Annotated in this window: 21 protein-coding genes; 12 read left to right on the top strand and 9 right to left on the bottom strand. The window is 60.7% G+C overall.

Features of this window, described 5'->3' with window-relative positions; genetic code table 11:
• Positions 1-13 precede the first annotated feature (13 nt).
• Together AC3WLT_RS02235 and AC3WLT_RS02230 are read left to right on the top strand one after the other, a co-directional pair.
• Positions 14-553, top strand: a complete 540-nt coding sequence (locus tag AC3WLT_RS02235) for a gluconokinase (RefSeq protein WP_492590300.1) — start codon at positions 14-16, stop codon at positions 551-553.
• 19 nt (positions 554-572) lie between these two features.
• Positions 573-1,328: a glucose 1-dehydrogenase gene (locus tag AC3WLT_RS02230; RefSeq protein WP_492590415.1), complete on the top strand. Its 756-nt coding sequence runs from the start codon at positions 573-575 to the stop codon at positions 1,326-1,328.
• Between the two features lie 234 nt (positions 1,329-1,562).
• Here AC3WLT_RS02230 and AC3WLT_RS02225 read toward each other — a convergent pair whose 3' ends face one another.
• The 3 genes from AC3WLT_RS02225 to AC3WLT_RS02215 all read right to left on the bottom strand — a co-directional run bounded on the left by AC3WLT_RS02225 (position 1,563) and on the right by AC3WLT_RS02215 (position 3,299).
• A complete protein-coding gene (locus AC3WLT_RS02225; protein ID WP_492590299.1) occupies positions 1,563-2,432 on the bottom strand; it encodes a DUF6920 family protein in 870 nt (289 codons plus the stop codon).
• A gap of 69 nt (positions 2,433-2,501) precedes the next feature.
• Positions 2,502-2,903 (bottom strand): hypothetical protein, encoded by a 402-nt coding sequence (locus tag AC3WLT_RS02220; protein ID WP_492590298.1) that lies wholly within the window; start codon positions 2,901-2,903, stop codon positions 2,502-2,504.
• Positions 2,904-3,017: 114 nt separating this feature from the next.
• Positions 3,018-3,299 (bottom strand): hypothetical protein, encoded by a 282-nt coding sequence (locus tag AC3WLT_RS02215; RefSeq protein WP_492590297.1) that lies wholly within the window; start codon positions 3,297-3,299, stop codon positions 3,018-3,020.
• A 489-nt stretch (positions 3,300-3,788) separates the two neighbouring features.
• Between AC3WLT_RS02215 and AC3WLT_RS02210 the strand changes: the two genes are divergently transcribed.
• From AC3WLT_RS02210 to AC3WLT_RS02180, 7 genes are all read left to right on the top strand, one after another.
• Entirely contained in the window at positions 3,789-4,802 is a 1,014-nt protein-coding gene (locus tag AC3WLT_RS02210) for an ABC transporter substrate-binding protein (protein ID WP_492590296.1), read from the top strand.
• Positions 4,803-5,049: 247 nt separating this feature from the next.
• Positions 5,050-6,192: a porin gene (locus AC3WLT_RS02205; RefSeq protein WP_492590295.1), complete on the top strand. Its 1,143-nt coding sequence runs from the start codon at positions 5,050-5,052 to the stop codon at positions 6,190-6,192.
• 116 nt (positions 6,193-6,308) lie between these two features.
• The gene (locus tag AC3WLT_RS02200) at positions 6,309-7,934 is read left to right on the top strand and encodes a methyl-accepting chemotaxis protein (RefSeq protein ID WP_492590294.1); all 1,626 of its coding nucleotides are present in this window, start codon (positions 6,309-6,311) and stop codon (positions 7,932-7,934) included.
• Positions 7,931-8,269, top strand: a complete 339-nt coding sequence (locus tag AC3WLT_RS02195) for a DUF3579 domain-containing protein (protein ID WP_492590293.1) — start codon at positions 7,931-7,933, stop codon at positions 8,267-8,269. Before AC3WLT_RS02200 ends, AC3WLT_RS02195 begins: the two co-directional genes overlap by 4 nt.
• Positions 8,270-8,363: 94 nt before the next feature.
• Positions 8,364-8,666 carry a hypothetical protein gene (locus AC3WLT_RS02190; RefSeq protein WP_492590292.1) on the top strand — a complete coding sequence of 101 codons (303 nt, stop codon included), beginning with the start codon at positions 8,364-8,366 and terminating at the stop codon, positions 8,664-8,666.
• A 229-nt stretch (positions 8,667-8,895) separates the two neighbouring features.
• The gene (locus tag AC3WLT_RS02185) at positions 8,896-9,765 is read left to right on the top strand and encodes an ADP-polyphosphate phosphotransferase (RefSeq protein ID WP_492590291.1); all 870 of its coding nucleotides are present in this window, start codon (positions 8,896-8,898) and stop codon (positions 9,763-9,765) included.
• Between the two features lie 404 nt (positions 9,766-10,169).
• Positions 10,170-10,994 (top strand): acetyltransferase, encoded by an 825-nt coding sequence (locus AC3WLT_RS02180; RefSeq protein ID WP_492590290.1) that lies wholly within the window; start codon positions 10,170-10,172, stop codon positions 10,992-10,994.
• A gap of 305 nt (positions 10,995-11,299) precedes the next feature.
• On the opposite strand, the gene AC3WLT_RS02175 is transcribed toward AC3WLT_RS02180, so the two are convergent.
• The 3 genes from AC3WLT_RS02175 to AC3WLT_RS02165 form a co-directional block, all read right to left on the bottom strand.
• Entirely contained in the window at positions 11,300-12,058 is a 759-nt protein-coding gene (locus AC3WLT_RS02175) for an SH3 domain-containing protein (protein ID WP_492590289.1), read from the bottom strand.
• Between the two features lie 315 nt (positions 12,059-12,373).
• Complete coding sequence (locus AC3WLT_RS02170) at positions 12,374-12,745, bottom strand: RcnB family protein (protein ID WP_492590288.1); 372 nt, start codon at positions 12,743-12,745, stop codon at positions 12,374-12,376.
• 311 nt (positions 12,746-13,056) lie between these two features.
• Positions 13,057-13,314 (bottom strand): hypothetical protein, encoded by a 258-nt coding sequence (locus AC3WLT_RS02165; RefSeq protein WP_492590287.1) that lies wholly within the window; start codon positions 13,312-13,314, stop codon positions 13,057-13,059.
• A gap of 285 nt (positions 13,315-13,599) precedes the next feature.
• Here AC3WLT_RS02165 and AC3WLT_RS02160 point away from each other — a divergent pair, with 285 nt between their 5' ends.
• A complete protein-coding gene (locus AC3WLT_RS02160; protein ID WP_492590286.1) occupies positions 13,600-14,766 on the top strand; it encodes a DUF4382 domain-containing protein in 1,167 nt (388 codons plus the stop codon).
• 50 nt (positions 14,767-14,816) lie between these two features.
• Positions 14,817-14,984 (top strand): hypothetical protein, encoded by a 168-nt coding sequence (locus AC3WLT_RS02155; protein ID WP_211610459.1) that lies wholly within the window; start codon positions 14,817-14,819, stop codon positions 14,982-14,984.
• A gap of 203 nt (positions 14,985-15,187) precedes the next feature.
• Here the strand turns inward: AC3WLT_RS02155 and AC3WLT_RS02150 are convergent, their stop codons facing one another.
• The gene (locus AC3WLT_RS02150) at positions 15,188-17,107 is read right to left on the bottom strand and encodes an NHL repeat-containing protein (RefSeq protein ID WP_492590285.1); all 1,920 of its coding nucleotides are present in this window, start codon (positions 17,105-17,107) and stop codon (positions 15,188-15,190) included.
• Between the two features lie 509 nt (positions 17,108-17,616).
• On the opposite strand from AC3WLT_RS02150, the gene AC3WLT_RS02145 reads away from it, so the two are divergent.
• A complete protein-coding gene (locus AC3WLT_RS02145) occupies positions 17,617-19,275 on the top strand; it encodes an ABC transporter substrate-binding protein (protein ID WP_492590284.1) in 1,659 nt (552 codons plus the stop codon).
• Between the two features lie 248 nt (positions 19,276-19,523).
• Here AC3WLT_RS02145 and AC3WLT_RS02140 read toward each other — a convergent pair whose 3' ends face one another.
• Together AC3WLT_RS02140 and AC3WLT_RS02135 are read right to left on the bottom strand one after the other, a co-directional pair.
• On the bottom strand, positions 19,524-20,099 hold the full coding sequence (locus AC3WLT_RS02140; RefSeq protein WP_492590283.1) for a GNAT family N-acetyltransferase: 576 nt from the start codon (positions 20,097-20,099) through the stop codon (positions 19,524-19,526).
• Positions 20,100-20,117: 18 nt separating this feature from the next.
• The gene (locus AC3WLT_RS02135) at positions 20,118-21,170 is read right to left on the bottom strand and encodes an MsnO8 family LLM class oxidoreductase (RefSeq protein ID WP_492590282.1); all 1,053 of its coding nucleotides are present in this window, start codon (positions 21,168-21,170) and stop codon (positions 20,118-20,120) included.
• Positions 21,171-21,357 lie beyond the last annotated feature (187 nt).

The following is a 21,357-nucleotide window of genomic DNA, read 5'->3' as shown; positions in this document are numbered from 1 at the left end:
AGGACTTTGCAACGTGACACATAAAATAGTGGTGATGGGTGTGTCGGGCTCGGGAAAGTCGACACTTGCGCGGCGCCTGGCCGCAGCGCTGGGAGGCGCTTTCATCGAGGGGGACGAGCATCACTCGGCGGACAGCCGCGACAAGATGCGCCGGGGTATCGCGTTGTGCGACAGTGACCGGGAGCCATGGCTGGACCACCTCGCCGAGCGGATGAATGAGATGCATGGTACGGCTGTGCTGTCCTGTTCCGCGTTGAGGCGTAGCTACCGGGAGCGCATGCGCGCGCGTGTCGCCGGGCTGAGATTCGTGTTTCTCGACATCACCTTGTCCGCGGCCGTTGCGCGGGTGGCTGGGCGGCTTGATCATGAGTTTCCAGCGACCCTGGTCGCGGATCAATTCGATACGCTCGAGTCGCCTGTTGGTGAAGCCGGTGTGCTCCAACTTTCTGCTTCGCAGGACAGTGCGTGCAGCATGAGAGAGGTGATGCAATGGCTGTGCGCGCCGGATGATGCTGGATGGAAGTCGGACGAATTAGAGTCGAAGAGGAGTTGAGTTGGACAACAATCTGAAGATGTTTGATCTGTCGGGGCGTCGTGCTCTGATCACCGGGTCGAGTACCGGTATCGGCTATGCGCTCGCCAAAGGATTGGCCGGCGCCGGCGCTGAAGTCATTCTGAATGGTCGCAGCGAAGCCAGGCTGGCGGAGGCTGTCAGCCGTTTGCGCGACGAGGGGGCGACCGTCCATGCTGCGAGTTTCGACGTGACGTCAGCCAATGAGGTCGAAGCGGCTATCGCGCAAATCGAGCGCGAAATCGGCGCGATCGACATTCTTGTCAACAACGCAGGCATGCAGCGTCGCGCACCGCTCGAACAGTTTTCCCATGCTCAATGGGAAGAGCTGATGAAGACCAATGTCGACAGCGTGTTCCTTGTCGGCCAGGCGGTAGCGCGGTACATGATTGCTCGCAAGCGCGGGAAGATCGTCAACATCTGTTCCGTGCAAAGCGAACTGGGCCGTCCCAACATCGCTGCCTACACCGCGAGCAAAGGCGCGGTGAAGATGCTGACGAAGGGAATGGCGATCGATTGGGGGCAACACGGGATCCAGGTCAATGGCCTTGGGCCGGGTTACTTCAAGACGGAACTGACCGAGGCGCTCGTCAAGGATGAAACTTTCAGCAACTGGCTGATCGGACGCACGCCGTCGCGGCGTTGGGGCGATGTGGAAGATCTCGTCGGCGCCGCCGTGTTCCTGGCGAGCAACGCCTCGAACTTCGTGAACGGCCATATTCTCTACGTGGATGGCGGCGTGACTGCCACGCTGTAACCTGTCGATCAGGACCCAGCAACTGCGCAACGTCCGGGCTGATCCCCGCCGCGTAGCCAGCAGCGATAATCCGGCTCAGGCTCATGAGCGCCTCGATCGACCAGTCATCCATGCCTGCGTCGCGCATCGAGGCGATGGCGGCTTCATCCGACACCGCCACGTAGTCGATCCGGCGACCCGGCGCGGCACTGATGCGCGCCATCGCTTCCGCGTTCGACAACGCTTCGTCGCCGGTCAGGGTGTAGGCCTTTCCTGCATGTCCGTCCAGTCATAGGCCAGGCTGGTGATCCGGCCTCGCCAGTAGGGCTTCGGTCCTTCAGGAAGCAGCCACGCCACTTCGCCCTCGAGCGGCACGAGCATGCCGTCGCGAACCGCGTAATCTCGACAGTAGGCCTCCCACGGCGTCGGAATCACTGAGCCGGCGATTGTGCGCCCGCGCGCTTCGGCACGCGCCGACGCGATCAACCCTCTCTCGTCAAAACGAATCAGAAGCGTGACCTTCACGTTGCGGTCATTGAGCGTCGCCTTCGCCGACGTGTCGTCGACCGGTTCCCACTCTACGCCCTGACTTGGCAGCAGTGCCGTCGGATACCACGCCGCTTCGGCCAGGAACCGCATCAACTCGCCATGCGCGAGCGCCGGCGTTCCGCGCAGCTCGGCGAGCGTGACCAGTCCGAACAGGCTGGCGTGCAGAATGCCTTTGCCTGCGACGTAGGCGTCATGCACCCTGACCTGCAGGCCCGGCAGCAGCGCAATACGTCCATCCCACACGAAACCCGGAGATCCAGCCGTCACGCGCTGGGTCGAGAAGAACGGCCTCCAGTGCTCGCCGTTCTCACTCATGTTGAAGCGGCCGGTGTGCTCGACCTTCACCGTCGCCACCATCGGCTGGCCTTCCTGCAACGACGCCCGGAAATAGCGCTGCACAGGCGCAGGAAGGCACTCGAGTTCCTGCGCCATGTACCGGTGAGGTCTCGGGGGCGCACGCGTCGCATCGAGCTTCGCACACAGCGCCTCGGTAGCACGCCGCCAACGCCGCGAGCCGAAGGCGAGCAGGATGGCTGCGCTCAATACGGCGAATGTCAGCAGCAGTATGGTTAGCATCGCGGGGACGACTCCTTCGGCCGCGTGGCGCCTCGCGCTCCCGTCTCGGCCATGGTTAGTGCACTTGTTTCACGCCAGCACCGCTTCTATCGGGCGGCGCAGCGAGCGCGGCATCGCGGGGCCGCGGCCGAAACGAACAACGAGGTCGGGTCGCTGGCCGTCGAGATTCAGGAAACGCGCCAATTGCGATCTGAGCGGCGACGCTTGCGCCTTCGTTGGCACCAGGCCGACCCGCGCTGTGCTCGCTGCGGAGTCGAATGTCACCTTTGCGTTCAACCCGTGCGCAATCGCTGCCTGACGCAGATTTTCGGTCGCGCAGCCCAGCGAGACAAACAGATGATGATCTGTCAGGGTGTCCATGCGGTCGTCGACGATCTGACGGTGGGATAAGTCAGGGGTTCCGTGAGGAATGCTGCGCTGTTTTCCGCGAGAATGCGCTATCTCACGGTAGTCCGAAACCCAGCGCGGCAATTGATGCAGATCAGGCAGCCCGCTGCTGCCGCGCGCAAGGTCAATAGCGCAGATAGGCCGGTCATCGCCAACTCCTGCGTCGCCTCATGATTCGCGCTATGTGGTTGTCTTCCTTCAAGTCCCCCGGCAAAACAGGATCGCAGCGCCAATGATCCCCGCCAGGAACACCCAGAAAACCGTGCTCTCAATCCTGGCCAGACCGAAGAGCTTGGTACAAAGGAGTCCGGCACTTCCAACGCCCCCAAGAAAGACTAGGAAGTCGCTGAATGTACGCGTTACCACACCATCAGTAGTGGAAGAGTATTGCCCCAACGCGCACGCCTTCAACATCAGGCCACCAAGGCAGACCAATACGAGGGCCGCAAATGGCCACCGCTCCATTTCGGTATCTTTCATCGCTGCTCCACAGATGACGCTGATTGCAGGCCGGCGCCATGCAGTGATTCCGACGCTACGCGACACATCGCAGGGAAAGAGCATCCGTCCACCCACTGTTTCACCGCTGCTGCCGCATGGTTGATAAACCGCTGGCAACGCATATGGGGTGACATCGCATTTTAAATGCGTGGCGCTTTCTGGATGGTTGAAACGGATTATAGAAACCGGACACCTTCTGCCAGCTTTCTGTGCCACCGCCAAATCATGGGTGTTAACCCGCGACCCCGCCGCAACCGCAACGACGGGTGCCGGCACTGTCACGTCGCGGTGTTAGTGACGGAATAGGGAAGGGACGCTTTTGAATGGCAGCGCGACTCATCCTCATGGAAATCCCGTATGAAACATGGATCTCGATGAAAGCCGGGAGAAGGATTCGTTCTTCTAGAATCGCTCCGTCGATGCAGACAGGCGGCATCCCGCCGCCACAGACAATAACGGAGACTATCGATGACCCACGGCTTTCGCACGCTGCGCCATATCGCCATCGCTTCCAGCCTGCTTTTCGGCCTTGCCTCGCAGCAGGCGACGGCGGCGGACAGCGGCAAGATCACCATCATGGTGGGCGGCATCACGAAGCTGATCTACCTGCCGGCACGCCTGACCGAACAGCTCGGCTATTTCAAGGACGAAGGGCTCGACGTCGAACTGCTGTCGCAACCGGCCGGCGTCGACGCGGAAAACGAACTGCTGGCCGGCGCTGTCCAGGCGGTGGTCGGCTTCTACGACCATACGATCGACCTGCAAACCAAAGGCAAGGACGTCAAGGCGATTGTGGTGTTCGGGCAGGTGCCGGGCGAAGTGGAGCTGGTATCGACCAAAGCCGCCGACACGATCAAATCGATGGCCGACGTGAAGGGCAAGACGCTTGGCGTGACGGGCCTCGGCTCGTCGACCAGCTTCCTCACGCAATACCTCGCTGGCCAGCACGGCATCCAGTCGACGGAATACACGATGCTGCCGGTGGGCGCCGACGCCAGCTTTATCGCGGCAATCAAGCAGGGCCGGATCGACGCGGGCATGACGACCGAACCTACGGTTTCGGCGTTGCAGAAGTCCGGCGACGCCAAGGTGCTGGTCGATATGCGCTCGGTCGAGGGCACGAAGGCAGCGCTGGGCGGCACCTACCCGGCGTCGAGCCTCTATGTGCAGGCGGCATGGGCCGATTCGCACAAGGCTGAAGCAGCGAAGCTCGCGCACGCGTTCGTTCGCACGATGCAGTTCATCCACACGCACAGCGCGGAAGAAATCGCCGCGAAGATGCCCGACGACTATCAGAAGGACAAGCCGCTCTACGTGAGCGCGCTGAAGGCTTCGCTGCCGATGTACACCGCGGACGGCAAGATGCCGGCCGACGGCCCGGCCACCGTGCTCAAGGTTTTGTCGGCGTTCAATCCGTCGGTCAAGGGCAAGCATATAGAGCTGGGGAAAACCTATACGAACGAGTTCGTTGGCGCGAAATAAGTCAGCGACATTGCGTGGGCTTGGCTACATTTTGCGCAGCAGGGATGCGGCGTAGCGGATGCCAAATCAGCAGCGTATATCAGTGAATGCACTTAGTTGTACGAGTGACACGGGAAAGCTGCCTGAAGGATTGAGGTGATTAGGATAGCGCTCATTGGCTGATCGGGACCGCCATCCGGATGTCCGGAGCGCAGTTGCAGCGGGCAACCAGAAAAAAATTTCAACGCAGTAATCAGAGGAGATGACCTTGAAGCAAAAATATCTGACCTTGGCCGTCGCAGCAGGCGCCTTGGCGGCGAGCGGCGCGCATGCACAGTCGAGCGTGCAACTCTATGGCCTCATCGATTTGAGCGCCCTCGCCTACACGACGAATGCCAACGCAGCCGGCAATCACCTGGTCTCCATGGGCCACCCCACCGACGGGAACGGCGAGCCGTGGTTCAGCGGCAGCCGCTGGGGCGTGCGCGGCGCCGAGGACATCGGTGGCGGTACGAAGGTCATCTTCATGTTGGAGAGCGAGTTCGTCCCCACGAACGGCAACATGGAAGATCCCGGTCAGCTCTTCGACCGTGACGCCTGGGTCGGTATCGAGAACGCTACGATCGGCAAGGTGACGGCCGGCTTCCAGGACACGGTCGCGAAGGACTTCTCGGGCCTCTACGGCGACCCGTACGTCAGCGCGACGTTCTCGACGAACGAAGGCGCCTACACCAACTCCAACAACTTCAAGCAACTGGTCTTCTACTCGGCTGGCCCGACTGGTACGCGCTCCGAAAACAGCATCGCGTGGAAGAAGCTCTTCAGCAACGGCATCTATGCGGCCGCCGACTATCAATTCAGCAACTCGACGCAGTTCGCCAACGGCTCGGGCTATCAGGCCGCGCTCGGCTACAACGGTGGGGCGTTCTCCATCGGCGGCTTCTACAGCCACACGAACAACGGCGGCTTCGTCGACCAGACGTACTCGGTGGGCGGCGACTATCGTTTCGGCATCGGCCGTGTCAACGCCGGCTACTTCCATTACACGGGCAAGCAGGGTGCGTTGCCGGAGCGTGAGGACAACGCGTGGACGGTGTCATTCAAGCTCGCGCCGCACGGTCCGATGGACTACGAACTCGGCTATCAGCAGATGCACGTGAAGAACGCCGCCTACAACAGCGCCGGCTTCATCCCGAACGCCAATTCCGGCGCGTTCGACACGACGGCCACGACAGTTCACAACGGCTACAAGGAGACGCTCTACGCTTCGACCTTCTACCACATCTCGAAGCGCACCGAGCTGTACCTGGCCGCCGACTACATGAAACTGCATGGCGGCTACACGGTGGCGGCAACGCATGGCCACAACAACCAGCTCGAAGTGGCCACGGGTATTCGCACCCGCTTCTGATCCTGGCATCAACTCCTCGCAGCAGATCTTTTTGATCGATTTGCTCCAATTTGCGGCGGCGGATTTATCCGTCTGCCGCTTTTTTTATGTTCAGCGGGTCGGGGAAGAAGACAACCATGTTCAGAGATACCACTATCCGAACAGCTTTGACGATCACCATCGCCGGTTATTCAGCAGCGCTGATGCTCGTGATCGCAACGTCGATCGCGGGTCTGAAAGCGGCCAACACGGCGCTCGACAGGATGTACCGCGAGGAAACGGCGTCGCTGCGACACCTGAGCGCCAGCAGCGACGCGCTTCTGCAGGTGCGGGTCGATCTCGGTGCGTACGAAACGCTCGTCGCGCAGGGCAAACCGACCGACGCAGTGCTCGCCCGGGTGCATGCCGAGCAGACCAGCAGCGATCGCGAACTGGCTGGTTATGCGGCGCAACCGCCTTCGAATGAGGTCGAGAGGAAGCTGGCTGACGCACTGCGCGCGAAGCGTGAGCAATTGATGAAGCAGGCACTTGCGCCTGAAATTACGGCGCTCGACCAGAACGATTTCATGTCGTTTCGCACGGCGCAGCGGCAGGCGCCTGACACGCTTTTCAGTGCCTACCGGAGCGCCGAGCTCGCGCTGGAGGATTTTCAGGCAGAGCAGCAAAAGGCGCGTTTTGCGTCAGCGCAACAGCATTTTCATATGCTGCTCTGGCTCTTCGGCGCGATCGGATCCGCTGCGATCGTGCTGGGCCTGTTCGCACGTTTCGCGTTGACGGCGTCGATCGTGCGGCCCATCGATCGGGCAATTCAGCATTTCGAGCGGATTGCGGCGGGTGATCTGACCAGTGCGATCGATACGCTGCGCGCCAACGAGATGGGCCGGTTGATGGCTGCGCTCGCGCGAATGCAGGCGGGGCTTGCTGCCGCCGTGGGGCAGGTGCGGCGCGGGACGGCGGCGATCACACATGGCGCGCGCGAAATCGCGAGTGGCAATGGCGATCTGTCGACACGTACCGAGCAGCAGGCAGCGACTTTGGAGGAGACCGCATCGAGCATGGAAGAGTTGACTGCGACCGTCCGGCAAAACGCCGACAACGCGCGGCAGGCCAGCGCGCTCGCCGAACACGCGTCGGAAGTCGCGGCCCGCGGGGGCGATGTCGTCGGTCAGGTTGTCGATGTGATCGCGGACATGTCATCGAGTTCAAACCGGATCGTCGACATCATTGGCGCGATCGAGGGCATCGCGTTCCAGACCAACATCCTCGCGCTGAATGCAGCCGTCGAAGCTGCGCGTGCCGGCGAGGAAGGGCGCGGATTCGCGGTGGTCGCGGGCGAGGTCCGCGCGCTCGCGCAACGTTCGGCCGCTGCAGCGAAGGAAATCAGGGAGCTGATCGGCGATTCGGTTGCGAAGGTGAAGAACGGTGCCGACCTGGCGGCGCGCGCTGGCGACACAATGACCGAAATCGTCACAGCGGCCCGCAACGTTACCGGCATCGTCAGCGAAATCAGTGTGGCCTCGGAAGAACAGTCGCGCGGCATCGATCAGATCAATCGCGCCGTGACGCAGATGGATAACGCGACCCAGCAGAACGCCGCACTGGTCGAGCAGGCCGCCGCGGCTGCTGCGTCGCTTGAAGAACAGGCACGCGCGCTCGACCATGCGGTGGCCGTGTTCCGGCTGGCTGAAACAGACAAGCCGTCCACCGTGGAACCCGGCGGGCAGAACTGGATGGCGTCCGAGCCATCGACCGTAGACGCATGACGGCAGCCGACAGAAGCGAACACTATCTGATCAGTGGCCTCACGCACCACCGGACAGTCTTCCGGCCGGGCGACTGGGCCGAGCGTCTGATGGGCGTCATCATCCTGTTCGTCGGGGAGCGTCGGCCCGGCATTCATATTGCCTCGACGCGCCTCGCCATGCCTGTCGTCGATACTGGCGTGAAATGCCTGATCGTGTCCGGTGAACTCCGAAGCGTTTGTCCGGAAGCCTTTGACTTCGTTGCCCGGTTTGCCGAAGACAATGATCTGCCGGTTGAGGTTCGTTTCTCGTCCGGCGACGGGGCTGGGCGGTCGGGTCCGGCTCCGGTCGACTGATTCGCGCCGTACAGGTTCCCAAACGACCCGAACGACCCGAACGGCCCGAGCGAGAACGGGTCAAACGTTCATGTAGTTTTTCGTGGAGAGGAAAGTGAAAGATCCTGCAAAGCATATCGTGCTGATTGCAGTGACTGTTTGCAGCACTGCCTGCCTGGCCGCGCAGCCCGACTACACGTACGAGACAACCGTACATCTGCCCGACGGTAAAACGGCGCAGTGTGCCGTGAATGAGCCTGCGGATGCCGCGCGCGTCTCAAGCACTACGCTTGACCTGAGCGATCAGCGCAAGGCTGAGGTGCTAGCCACGCAGCGCCTGCGCCTGCTGAGCGGCCCCAAATCGGAATACCCGTCACCCTATACGGCGCCCGTCGTGAGGTGCGAGCTTGTCAACTGAGCATCGGGGTTGTCGTACTTTCCGTGCGAATTCTGGGGTTGGTTTCGAAAGATCCATTCGCAACCTCCGATTGCGCACAAGCCCTCGCTAGTGGGAAACAAGCACGGGTATCGCAGACGACAGGAGTCATTGGCATCCGTGCGGGGAAGTGGCAGAGTGGGATTTCTGGAGACCGGGCCGCAAGACAGGGAACGCGACTCACGCGGCGGGCACCTGCGAAAGGATGCAAATGGACATCAATTCAAGAGACTTTCGTGTGCGGGAAGGCGATGAGGTCGACTTGCGGAAGTGGCCGACGAAGACAGCGCCCATATACACGTCAAAAGAACACTATCAACGGCTTCTAGCGGAGCACGTGGCGCAGCTCAGCTCGCTGCAACAGCTTCTTTACGCATCCAACCGCTATGCCGTCCTGCTTATATTCCAGGCCATGGATGCGGCGGGAAAAGATGGCGCGATCAAACATGTGATGTCCGGCGTGAACCCGCAAGGTTGTGAAGTATTCAGCTTTAAACATCCGAGCGCCGCGGAATTGCAGCACGATTTCCTCTGGCGTACTACCCGTGATTTGCCGGAACGTGGCCGGATCGGCATCTTCAACCGGTCCTACTATGAGGAAGTGCTGATCGCGCGAGTCCATCCGGAGATTCTCCGCAGCGAAGGCGTCCCGGGCGCGCTGCCCAATCGCAAGACCGTCTGGCACGAACGGTATCGCTCCATCACGGACCTGGAGCGACACCTCTTTACAAATGGAACCCGCATCGTCAAGTTCTACCTCCATCTATCGAAAGACGAGCAGCGAAAGCGTTTCCTTCAACGAATAGATGAACCGGAAAAAAACTGGAAATTCAGCCTTGCGGACATCGAGGAGAGGAAGTTCTGGAATCAGTACATGACGGCGTATGAAGATTGCCTTAGCGCGACAAGCACAAAGGACGCACCCTGGTACGTCGTTCCCGCCGACGATAAAGAGAACGCGCGCCTGATCGTATCGCAAGTTCTTGTCGATACGCTCCAGGAACTCAAAATGACTTACCCCAAAAGCACCGCAAAGCGCCGACAGGAGTTGCAAGCCATCCGCAAGCAACTCGCGAAATAACCCTGTCCGCGACCTTGCCTCATTTCGGTTTCACGCGCTGATGCTTCTCGAAGCGGCTGAAGATTTCCTGATCCATGCTCGAATGAGAAAGAGGTCCATGAGCACGGGCGCGGAGGTGACGCAGGTCAACAACCTGGACACCTTCAATGCCTGGTCTGAAGCGTAGGGTGGGGCTGACCGGTGTTTTTGCAGAGTCGTGCGGCCGCTAGCCTGATGCAGTGCAAATAGCGTGTTTCTCCTGGGGGCGGCGCATGACACACTTCGATGTCTTCAACGGTGACGCAGACGGAATCTGCGCGTTGCATCAACTGCGTCTGGCGAACCCGATTGCGTCTTCGCTGATCACCGGCGTCAAGCGTGAGGTCGCGTTGCTCCGCCGTGTTACGGCTCGGCGGGGCGATTCCGTGACGGTGCTGGACATATCCCTTGACGCAAATCGTGTCGCGTTGCGTGCGTTGCTCCGGCAGGGCGTCGACATCGAGTACTTCGACCATCACTCTGCTGGAGCGATTCCCCGGCGCACCAACCTGACCGCACACATCGATACGGCGCCAGACATATGTACCAGCATGCTCGTAGATCGTCATATCGGCGGACAACACCGGCTCTGGGCTGTCGTCGGCGCCTTTGGCGACAACCTCTCGCATGCCGCGCATACGCTCGCGCAGGGCTGCGATCTCCGACCTGAGCAAATGCAGCAGCTGCGTGAACTTGGCGAGTCGATCAATTACAACGCCTATGGCGACAACGAGGCGGATCTCGTGATCTCGCCCGCCAGGCTGTACGAAGCGGTGCATCTTTATCGATGTCCCTTCGATTTCGCGGCGAACGAGCCAATCGTGCAGGCGTTAGGCAAACAAATGCGGCGCGACCTGGAGCTGGCGCTGCAGTTGCGTCCCCACGCCGCGCTGTCCTGCGGGACGATATACGTGTTGCCGTACGAGGCGTGGACACGTCGCGTGCATGGGATATTCTCCAATCATCTGGCGACGAGTTTCCCCGATCTTGCCCATGCGGTCCTGACCGAGGATGCGCGAGGGGACTATACGGTGAGCGTGCGTGCGCCGCTCACTTCGCCGTATGGTGCCGACGAGCTCTGCCGACGGTTTGCGAGCGGCGGCGGGCGAGCGGCAGCGGCCGGCATCAATTCGCTTCCGCGCAATCGCTTGCAGGAATTCATGCGCGCGTTCGAGACGCTGTTTCGCGGCAGACATATGAAGCCGGACTGAACTTCCTCTGCGCGGATGCGGGACTCCGCGTGCGACGGCGTCTCGCGCCAATGCCAGTCGTCAGTCGATCTTGCGTGACTCGTTCTGATCGGCTTTCCGCGAATCGGGCGGGCCGCCAGCCTGCTGGAACGCGGCCAACTGATCGGTTTCCCGGCTCACGCGTAGGACGTGGCCCGAATGGCTAGCGTATCTACGACGACGCCGCAGCGGAACGGCTGCGGCAAATTCAACTGGCGCAGCGGCTCGGCGACTTATATTTTGCTTTTAACCGTGCCATGAATCGTTCGTGACAATCTGAACATAGCCTAATGGTTGTCAGGACGGTTTTCGTGTTCATTGCCGCCGCGTGCTTCTCCACCGTGCTGTGCGGGCGGAGAGCCGCCGCCGTGCATCTGCGGTGCACCCATCGCATTAGCAGGGCCTGGCGCTGGCTGAAGACCGGGCTGCGGCCGAGCCTGAGGCTGAACCTGAGGCTGAACCTGAGGCTGAACCTGAGGCTGAACCTGAGGCTGAACCTGAGGCTGAACCTGAGGAGCGCCGCGACGCTCCCGCGGCGTTTCCGGCGCACGACCATACGCAGGTTCACGACCGGGCGGCGGCCCCGGCGGTCGACCGACGTCACCACGAACCGGCGGGGGGCCTCCACGCGCGGGCGGCGGGTGATTTGCCCAGCGCGCCGCATCGTGGTACCACGGGCGGCCACGGTAATGATGGCCCCAGTAGGAATCGACCGAAAATATGACGACAGGCAGCCCGATCTGCACGCCATAAGTCATGACCAGAACATTCGCACCCTGGTACGGATAGCTGAGACTCCCGCCGTAGACCCATCCGCGCAAGTCGGGCGCCGCGACGTCGCACCAGCTGTAACCCTCGACGCAGCCCATCACCGTGAGCGGCACGCCTTCCGGCACCTCGGCTACCACCGGGTAATCCGGTGCTGGACCGGCGTAGACGTACACGGGCGCATTCGTATACGCCTGGACCTGCGCGAAAGCGGCGCCGGAGAGCGCCATCAGGCAGACACCGCCTGCGATGGCTCGGATGACAAAGTGCTTTTGCATGATTCCTCCCAAGCGGAACGCTGTTTCCCGGGCCTTGCCGTTCAGTCTTTGCAAAAGCGACGCAAATGGGCGGCATGCCGTTGGCGATCCGGCGATGGAGCGGTGCCATGTCTGACGTTTCTTCGGCGTGGCTCAGCGGTATTCAGGTGTTCAGCGTCGAACCAGACATGGCCTTGTACTGTCGCCGGCTCCTTTCCTTGCGATTCTCGATGGAGACAGCAAGTTTCACGCTTCGTCACAAGACGCCGGGTTAGGCTGCGCGAAGGGCCATGCCAAATAGCCTGATGCGGCGGCATCGCTACATCAGGGCCAAATTTACGGCCCGACTCGCAGAATCAGCCCGGAAGAGATCTGCACCATCAGATAGTCGCCGCCGACGCCGACCCAGGAATAGCCGCGCGGAGGCGGAGCAAGCCGGTAGGCGCGCCAGTCATCGATCACATACTGTCGATCGCGGTATTCGGGAGGCAGACGATCACCCTTGCGCCAGTGTCCGGGCGCGTTCGCCGAGTTGCCCGGACCCTCGGGGTTGTGTCCAGGCGGAACCTGTTTCGGACCGTGCCCATCGGATCCTTGACCGTGATTACCCTTGCCGGGATTGTCATGGGGTGGTTGTGCAAGAGCGAGCGACGATGTCAGCATACCCGTGACCATCAGCGACGCGAGAAGTACGCGGGATTTCTTCATGACTTATCTCCTGTCAGATTCACAGCATGGGGGTCTGGGGAAGCAATGAAATGGACAATCGGGTTAAATCCAGTCAGGTCCGTATGTTGTCCGTATGTTAATGGCCGCAGCCAGTCGGCGCATAAAATCTTGATGGCGTCCTCGTACGCGTTGCCACCGAGTACGATGTGACGCCTCCATTGGCTCCTGGCTCCCCGTGAGTCTGGTAGCGGACGACCACAACTTCCATGCGCCTGGCTGCGATTCGGCAATTGGAACCACGCGCCGGCATAAATGCCTTTGTCAATCTCCGCACTTTTCCATTCAGATGATCAGACCCGTTGGCCCATGAGGACAGTGGCCAGGGTGCCGGTATTATTCGCGGCCCGGGCTTCGAGTTCATCCAGTTGCCGCAGCAGGCTGTCCAGCGAGCGCAATTGCGCATTGGTCAGGTGCTGTGCATCGAGCAGTTGATGAAGCCGCCCGCGCCAGTAGGCGCCCGGCAGAATCGGTCCAGCGAGGTCCCCGATCATTGATGCGCCCATCACTCGCGCAAGATGTGCGATTTCGAGGTCGATTAACGTGGCCATGGCTTGTCTCGCAACGTGCGTTCTTGTTATGTAACAAAGAGCTACCACAACCCTAATCCAAATGCCGCGGATTAACAATTGGGTCGGTTATCAGTCGCCTCGCTAAAGCCGGGAGTCCGTCGTCTCAGAAGTCCATACTGCATCACGTGCAAACTGACATGCGGAATTTCGCCCTGCATGACAGAAAATGTCAAAAATTTGAGTTACTGGTTGTTGCAATTTGCTCGATCTGCTTACAAGGCGTTTCCGTATCCTTCAGCACACAACAATGAAGGAGGATTCCCCATGAAAACGATACTCAAGACGCTGACGTGCGTGCTGGCGTTTCCACTCGTGCTTGCCGGATGTGGAGGCGGAGGTGGCGATGGCGGCAGCACCGCCACCGGCACGCTCCATGTCCAGATGACAGACTCCCCGTCATGCGGTTTCGACCATGTCTATGTGACGGTCAGCAAGGTTCGTGTCAACACGAACGCGCAGGCTGCTGACACTGACGGCGGCTGGACTGACGTGGCATTGTCGAGCCCTCAGAAGATCGATCTGCTGTCGCTGACCAACGGCGTGCTGGCCGACCTTGGGCAAACCGCATTGCCCGCCGGCCAGTATCAGCAGGTTCGTCTGGTGCTCGCGCAGAATCAGGGCAACACGCTGGCAAATTCGATTGTTCCGACCGGCGGCAGCGAGCAGCCGCTCGACACGCCAAGCGCCACGCAAAGCGGCTACAAGATCATCCGGCCGTTCACGGTTCAACCCAACACGCTGGTCGATCTCGTACTCGACTTCAACGCGTGCAAATCGATCGTCCAGAAAGGTAACGGCTCGTACAGTCTGAAGCCGGTCGTGACCGCGACGCCGACGGTCGTGAGCGGCACGATCTCCGGCTTCGTCGCGCCGGCCGAAGCGGGGGCTGCCGTTTATGCGGAGCAGAACGGCCACGTCATCAAGGGCACGGTTGCCGACAGCAACGGACAGTTCGTGCTAACGCCGCTCGAGCAGAGTTCAACCAACGGCAACTATGATGTCGTCATCGTGCAGAATAACGTTGCAACGGGTATCGTGCGCTCCGTGCCGGTCGTTGTGAATACATCGACGGTCGTGGCCACGTCGTCGGCACCGATCGTGCTGCCGGCATCCGTCATGCACGTCGCAAGCGGGACAGTTCTGCCGGTTAGCGCGCAAGCCATCGTACGGGCACTGCAATCGATTAGCGGCCTCAACTACGAAATCACCAGCGCGAACGCCAATCTGGATAGCGGCGCCTACGCGTTGAACCTGCCAGCCGCCGCACCACTGATCGGCACTTATTCGGGGAGCCTGCCGGTCGCGCTGACCCCGGTCGCAAGCGTCGCTGGACAGTACATCGCAGAGGCCGATAGCGCGAGCGGGGCGACTCAGTCGTCCGCAGTCAATGTATCGACAAGCGATCAAGCCAACGTCAACTTCAGTTTCTAACGATCATCACGTAATGAAGGAAGGGCGTAAGCCCTTCCTCGGGGAACCCCATGAAAAAAATCTTCTGTCTCCTGATGGCGGGTGCCGCCCTGTTGGGCGGCTGCGCGCTGTATGTGCCTGATTCGCCGGGCGTGGTTGTCGTGCCGCAAGGCGGGCCCCAGGGTGGTCCGGGCAACGGTTTCTGTCCGCCAGGACAGGCGAAGAAGGGTAACTGCTGACGAGAAGAAAGATGGAACACAGAGGGCGCCTGCGGGCGCCCTCTGTGTTCCATCAGGTCAAATGGCTGATTGCGACGTGCTGACTGCGGTGAAGCTTCGCATTCACCCGCGCATGCGAGTGTGAACGCGCGTGATCTGTGTGAGCCGCGTGAAGACTCTTACGGCTCGTTTGCGTGTCGGCGCGCAGCCACGGTTCCGGACGATCAGGGAGTCCAATGATAAACAACGATGCTGGAGCCGTTGTAGTCGTCCTTCGTCACCACGTACTCTCCGGTCGACCTTCGGTACGATCTAAGGCCGTACATCGAATCCACGTCATAGCCAACATAGACGGTCCCGGAGCTATTGTTGGTCAGCGTGATGTCCAGGTTGCCGGTGTTGAGATTGAAGGCGTCGATGTTGGGCACCGTGTGCACGTATCCGACGAAGAGATAGTTGCCCGTTGCCGTGATCGACTTGGGATTGGCGCTGGTGAGGTTGATCACCGGATTGGGCGCGGCGGTGTTGCCTGCGAGCCAGCCGTGATATACCTCGACCCTCGTTCCGATGGCCGTCCAGTCTGTGCTCCCGGCAATGCCCTGTGCCAGGATCATGGTGTCGCTTTCCGGCAGGTAGATGATCCGCGTTAATGGCGTGATCGTGCCCGGAATGGGAGTTGAAATTCCTGCTCCCCATGTTGGCTTGCCGTTGGCATCAAAGCTGACCAGCGGGTAGTGCCAGATGGCGTTCGTCTTGTCCAGGCCGGCCCAGATGTCTCCCTTGCTGTCGAGGCAGAATCCATCCCTGATCCTCGCAGTCGTATTGAACGCCGTGCCTGGAATCGAGGCGTCCGGTATGGCGACGTAGCCATTCGCAGCGTTGAAGTGGAAGAGGTAGAAGATGTCGGGATTCTGGCCGGCCGCCACGAGAATCCGGTTTGCGCCGATGGTGGCGAGTTGACCGAAGTGCTCACCGCGTCCGGGATCGTTGACGTTGATTCTTGGATCGGACGGATAGTCGATCGGATCGACGGTATTCGCGACGAAGGTTCCTCCAGCGGCGCCGGTGTAGATGTTGGTGCCTCCGTAGAACCAGGCGCCGTCTGTACCTGGATCCGGAGCGCCGATCGCTTCGAAGTTGAGGGACTGAAGCTTCCATTGCAGGTTGCCGGAGGGGCCGTAGGAATGAATGTCCGTACCGCCGTCGCGGCCGAGGTCCCAGGTTCCGCCCCATGGATTGTTGAGCACATACAGATTGCCGGCGGAGTCTTTGCCGATGCCGGCGACGCGGGTGAACCGCTTGTCGCCGACCTGGCCTTTTATTCCAGCCGTGGTGTCGAGATATCCGCCCTGAATGCCAAACGTGCCGATCAAAACAGGCGTGCGCGAGACGTCGTAGATCTTGATGTTCATGTCAGGCCCCTCGTCGCCGATCATGAGACGCCCCGTCGCCGCGTCGAAATACAGTGCGGACGGTCGGGAGGCAACGGACATCTGGATGGCGTTAAGTGGCGCGCCGGCCGGATTGAATTCGAGGATCGTACCCGCGCTCTTCTGAGCAACCCAGATATTGCCGGCGCCGTCGACGGCGAGCGCGCCAGGGCCTGAGACGTTGATATCTTGCTGCCAGACACCGGCGGTGGTGTAGACCCGGACGCGATTTCCAGGAAGGTCGCTCGCATAAAAGAGTGAGCCCGATGTCGCGAGTCCGGTGATGACATCAGCCCGCTGCAAGGTCGTTGTCGCGCTGACTGGGATGACAAGGTCGCGCGTTTGACTCGCGCGGTTATATCGGCCTACCGCTCCACTGCCGTAAGTGGTGTTGTATTGCAAGGCGGCGAAGATGGAAGTTGCATTACCCGTAATGGCGCTGCCCTGAAACTCGCCGTGCCCCCCTATGGACCCCATGCTTTGGCCGTTCTGGTATATCGCGACACCGCCCTCGTTTTCGTCCCACATGGAAGCCGTATAGATGACTCCCTCGGGCGCTATCCACATGGAACGCGCGACGCTACCCACGCGGGTGGTGTTGGTCCCAAAGGTGTTCGCCACCCAGTCGGTGGTGTACTGCGCCTGAGATTCCGGCGCGATCGCGGCGATCAGGACTGCAGCAAGGAACGCCGCACAGATTCGTTTTATGACCATGATTAATGCTCTTCTATCCCCGGATAAGCTCGCGCTGGCGCGTATAGCCCTGTGTGCGCCCTTTACAAGCGGGCAAGGGTATGCCGGTGGCCATGTCCGCGTGGTGCGGACAACCAAAGGCTGCGTGACTACGGGGAAAGCATAGCCTTGCGCGGCAACGGCCATTGTCTTGAACAGGGGTGTTACTGCGGGCTAATTTGCGGGATTGGCAGCAGTCGGGCGACAGGAGGTGGCGATTCAGTAAGGGGGATGCCGCTAGCGGATGTCGGGTAGCGCCCAACGGCTGGGTGCGGCATCGAGCGGCACGGTCAGGCCCGCAACAGCGCTACGACGACCCGTTGTGTACTGCGCAAACGACCGCCCTACCTAATCATCAGACGTTTCCGGCCGACGAATCTGCGTGACGTCAGAAGGACTTAGCAAAGTCGAATTAATTGGTTATCGATTAGGACTTCGTAACCGAAGATTCCGGTTTCTTCATACGGACGCGAATTCCGCCAACTGTTCACATGCATAAGGGAATCCGTAGTATTCGATCGAGTTCATGGGGTAGGGCATGCAGAGCGGCTCTTGTTTCTGGCGTGAGCGCAGCATGCCTGGCGCTTGGTGGCGTCGACGTTGCAAGTGCCGCATCGAGCGGAAAGACGCTCGTATTCTGCACCGAAGGCAGTCCAGGCGGTTTCGATCCAGGACAGCACACGACCAGTACAGATTTCGACGCGAGCACCTATCCGCTTTACAACGGCCTTGTTCAGTTCCACCGCGGTACGCTCGACCTCGAGCCCGCGCTTGCGACCCGCTGGGACGTCTCCGCCGACGAGAAGACGTACACGTTCCATCTGAGACATGGCGTGAAGTTCCAGACAACGGCGTGGTTCAGGCCGACCCGCGACTTCAACGCGGACGATGTGGTCTTCACGTTCCGGCGTATGCTCGATCGGGAGTTTCCGTTCCGCAAGGCGTATCCAACCGACTTTCCTTACTTCAGCGACCTCGGCTTCGACAGGAACATCGCATCGATCGAAAGGCTCGACGACGATACCGTGCGCTTCGTTCTCAGAACGCCGGACGTGATCTTCGTGCGAAACCTGGCGATGAGTTTTGCCTCCGTTCTGTCGGCCGAATACGCGAGCCAGCTCGCGCGCGAGCATCGTGAGGCCGACATCAACCAGCTCCCGGTCGGCACCGGACCTTTCGTGCTGCGTTCGTATCAGAAAGATGCCGTGATCCGCTACGATGCCAATCCCGACTACTGGCGCCCGCAAGACGTCAAGCTCGCTCACCTGGTGTTCTCGATCACGCCCGACCCGGCCGTGCGAGTCCAGAAGCTTGCCGGCGACGAATGCCAGGTGTCGGTGTTCCCAAGACCGGCCGATATCGACGTAGTCCGGCGCGATCCGGAGTTGACGATCTTTTCGGGCGTCGGCTTCAACGTCGGTTTCGTTGCGTACAACACGCAGCATGCGCCGCTCGACCGGCTCGCGGTACGTCGCGCGCTGGATATGGCGATCGACAAGCGCGCGATCGTCAACGCGGTGTATGGCGGACAGGCGAGCATCGCGACCAATCCGATGCCGCCCGCGCAATGGTCGTACAACGACCGGCTGAAGGATGCGCCGTTCAGTCCCGAGAAGGCCAGAACCTTGCTCAAAGAAGCCGGTTTTCCGGACGGATTCAGCATCTCGCTGTGGGCAATGCCCGTGCAACGTCCTTACAACCCGAACGCGCGGTTAATGGCCGAGATGATCCAGCACGACTGGGCGCAGATTGGTGTGCGGGCCACGATCGTCAGCTACGAATGGGGCGAATATAACCGGCGTGCGAAGGCGGGAGGGGAGCACGATGCGATCCTGTATGGATGGTCGGGCGACAACGGCGATCCGGACAACTGGCTCGGCACACTGCTCGGGTGCGACGCGGTGCATGGCGGCAACCTCGCGAAATGGTGTGATGCGGACTTCAATACGCTCGTCGTCAAGGCTCGCGCGACGAGTGACACTGCCTTCCGCACGGCTCTATATCAACAGGCGCAGGTGCTGTTCAAACAGCGGGTGCCGTTCACGCCGATCGCCCATTCGATCGTTTCCATGCCGGTGTCGAAGCGCGTGAAGGGGCTATCTTTTTCGCCGTTGGGTGGCCACAGGTTCGACGGCGTGTGGATCGAATGAACGTTCGGCGGGCGGAAATCTCACTGTCGAGGCGCAATTCTGTCCGCAGTTGAGCGTACCGCCAGCGACAGGCGCATTCTGCGCGCTTGACGAGTGCTGTGCCGCGAATGCAAACAGGATCGCGAGCGCAGCCTGCAGCAGCGAAACCTGATGGTTGGATCCGGACGCCCGCAATGAGGGATTTATCGATCAATGCCTTCAGGAATGTTCAATGATGGAGTGAAATCCGCGCTGCGCAATGCACGGATTCAGGATGCCAGGAGCCCGTCGCGAGATGGCCGTTTCGCCTCAGGTAGATCGCGGTAGATATCCGGAATAAGAATCTTGCTTAGCCAGACGAGCGGCGTACCCAGAGCGTTGATGGAGTTGCGAAACGGCTGGTAGCCACGGCGCTCGTATACGTTCCTCAGCCAGGGATGCTCGATCGCCGTCGCGAGATAGGCGGCGGGCGCCTTGATCTGCGAGCGCAGGAATTCGGTTTCGACGTGATCCAGCAATGCGCTGCCCACGCCCTGCCGCTTGTAGCGTTCGGAAACGGCAAACCAGTGTATGAAGGGATACGGTGGCGCACGTTCATCGTGAGTCAGCCAGGGAAATCGTACCGTCAGCGTTGCGACGATCTCCGTCTGCGCATGTGGCGAATGCGTGCGTTCCAGCACGAATGTCGACTCGCGCAGAATCTTTTCGCGGAGCTGTTCGAACGGCGTGCGAGTGATCGTGAAGTGAATGCCCTGCCGCGCGAGCGGAGCATACGACTGTTGAAGCAGCTGATAGAGTGCCGGTGCATCGTCGGCAGTGGCAATGCGGACTGTGTCTTTCATCATTGAGTCGCGGGGATCGGTTCAGTCGCGCGTTGCTTCAGCGGCGTACGACGCTTCGCCGTGCAAGAGCCCGCGTGCCAGCAAACGCACTGAGGCGAGGCGCTGCGCGGCGTCCGTCACCGGGTTGTCGACGATGAATTCATCGACGCCATAACGGTGTTGCAGTTCGCCGAGCGCGTCATGGACAGCGTCGGGCGTGCCATGCACGATGTGCGTCTCACGCTCCTCGATGCGATGAGCGCCACCGCCTGCCTGGCGAACGAATTCTTCGGCCTGGGCCATGCTGCCCACCGTCACCGGCTGTTGATCCCCGACCTGCACACGAAAACGCTGGGTGTCCGATGCGAGCCGTGCTGCTTCGGCAGTGGTTTCTGCAGCGATCACGGAGATGGCCAACAGTGGCTTGCGCCCGTTCGATGCCACGCGATAGTGCTCGCAAGCGCGCTCGACCTCATCCGGCGCGCCGTTGATGTGAGCCGCGTACACGAAGTCCCAGCCAAGACGGGCCGCGAGCGCCGCGCTATCGATGCTTGCTCCGAGCAGGAAAGGGCGTGCGGGGGACGGCGGCAGCGGCGTCGCCCGCAGAACGGAACCGAACTGTTCCTCACCGCCGACAGCGCCGTGTTCGCGATTCCCGGCGAGATAGCGGTCCAGCTCGAATGCGAGCGCCGCGAAATCCGGTTTGTGCGCGTGGTCGTGCGTCGATTGCAGCGCGCGCGTCGAAAGCGGCAACCCGCCAGGCGCCTTGCCGATGCCGAGGTCGACACGCCCGGGTGCGAGCGAGGTCAGCAGATTGAAATTTTCCGCGATCTTGTACGGACTGTAATGCTGCAGCATCACGCCGCCCGAACCTACACGTATGCGCCTTGTGCGTGCAAGGATATAAGCGATCAGGATTTCAGGCGAAGGGCAGGCTAGCTGACTCGTGTTGTGATGCTCAGCCAGCCAATAGCGCCGGTATCCCCACGCTTCGGCGTGGCGCGCCAGGTCGACACTGCGCATCAGTGCCTGGGTCGGTGTCTCGCCTTGTGCGATAGGGCTCTTGTCCAGCAGGCTTAAGGCGTAGGCGGTCATTGGAATTTCTGGAAGTACGACATGTGTCGGGCTCGCGCGGCCTGGTGAGCCGATATCTGATTAGTACGGCGATAGTATTTCGCCGTGAACGGCAAGGTCAAACAATCAAGAAGAATAAGTAAAGACAAAAAGATTTGCTCAACGCGGCTACGCGAACAGATGTTAAGTGGAGCCAACATCGATACAC

The sequence above is a fragment of the Paraburkholderia sp. FW306-2-2C-D06C genome (assembly GCF_058781505.1).
This window is presented reverse-complemented; position numbering and strand designations above follow the sequence as displayed.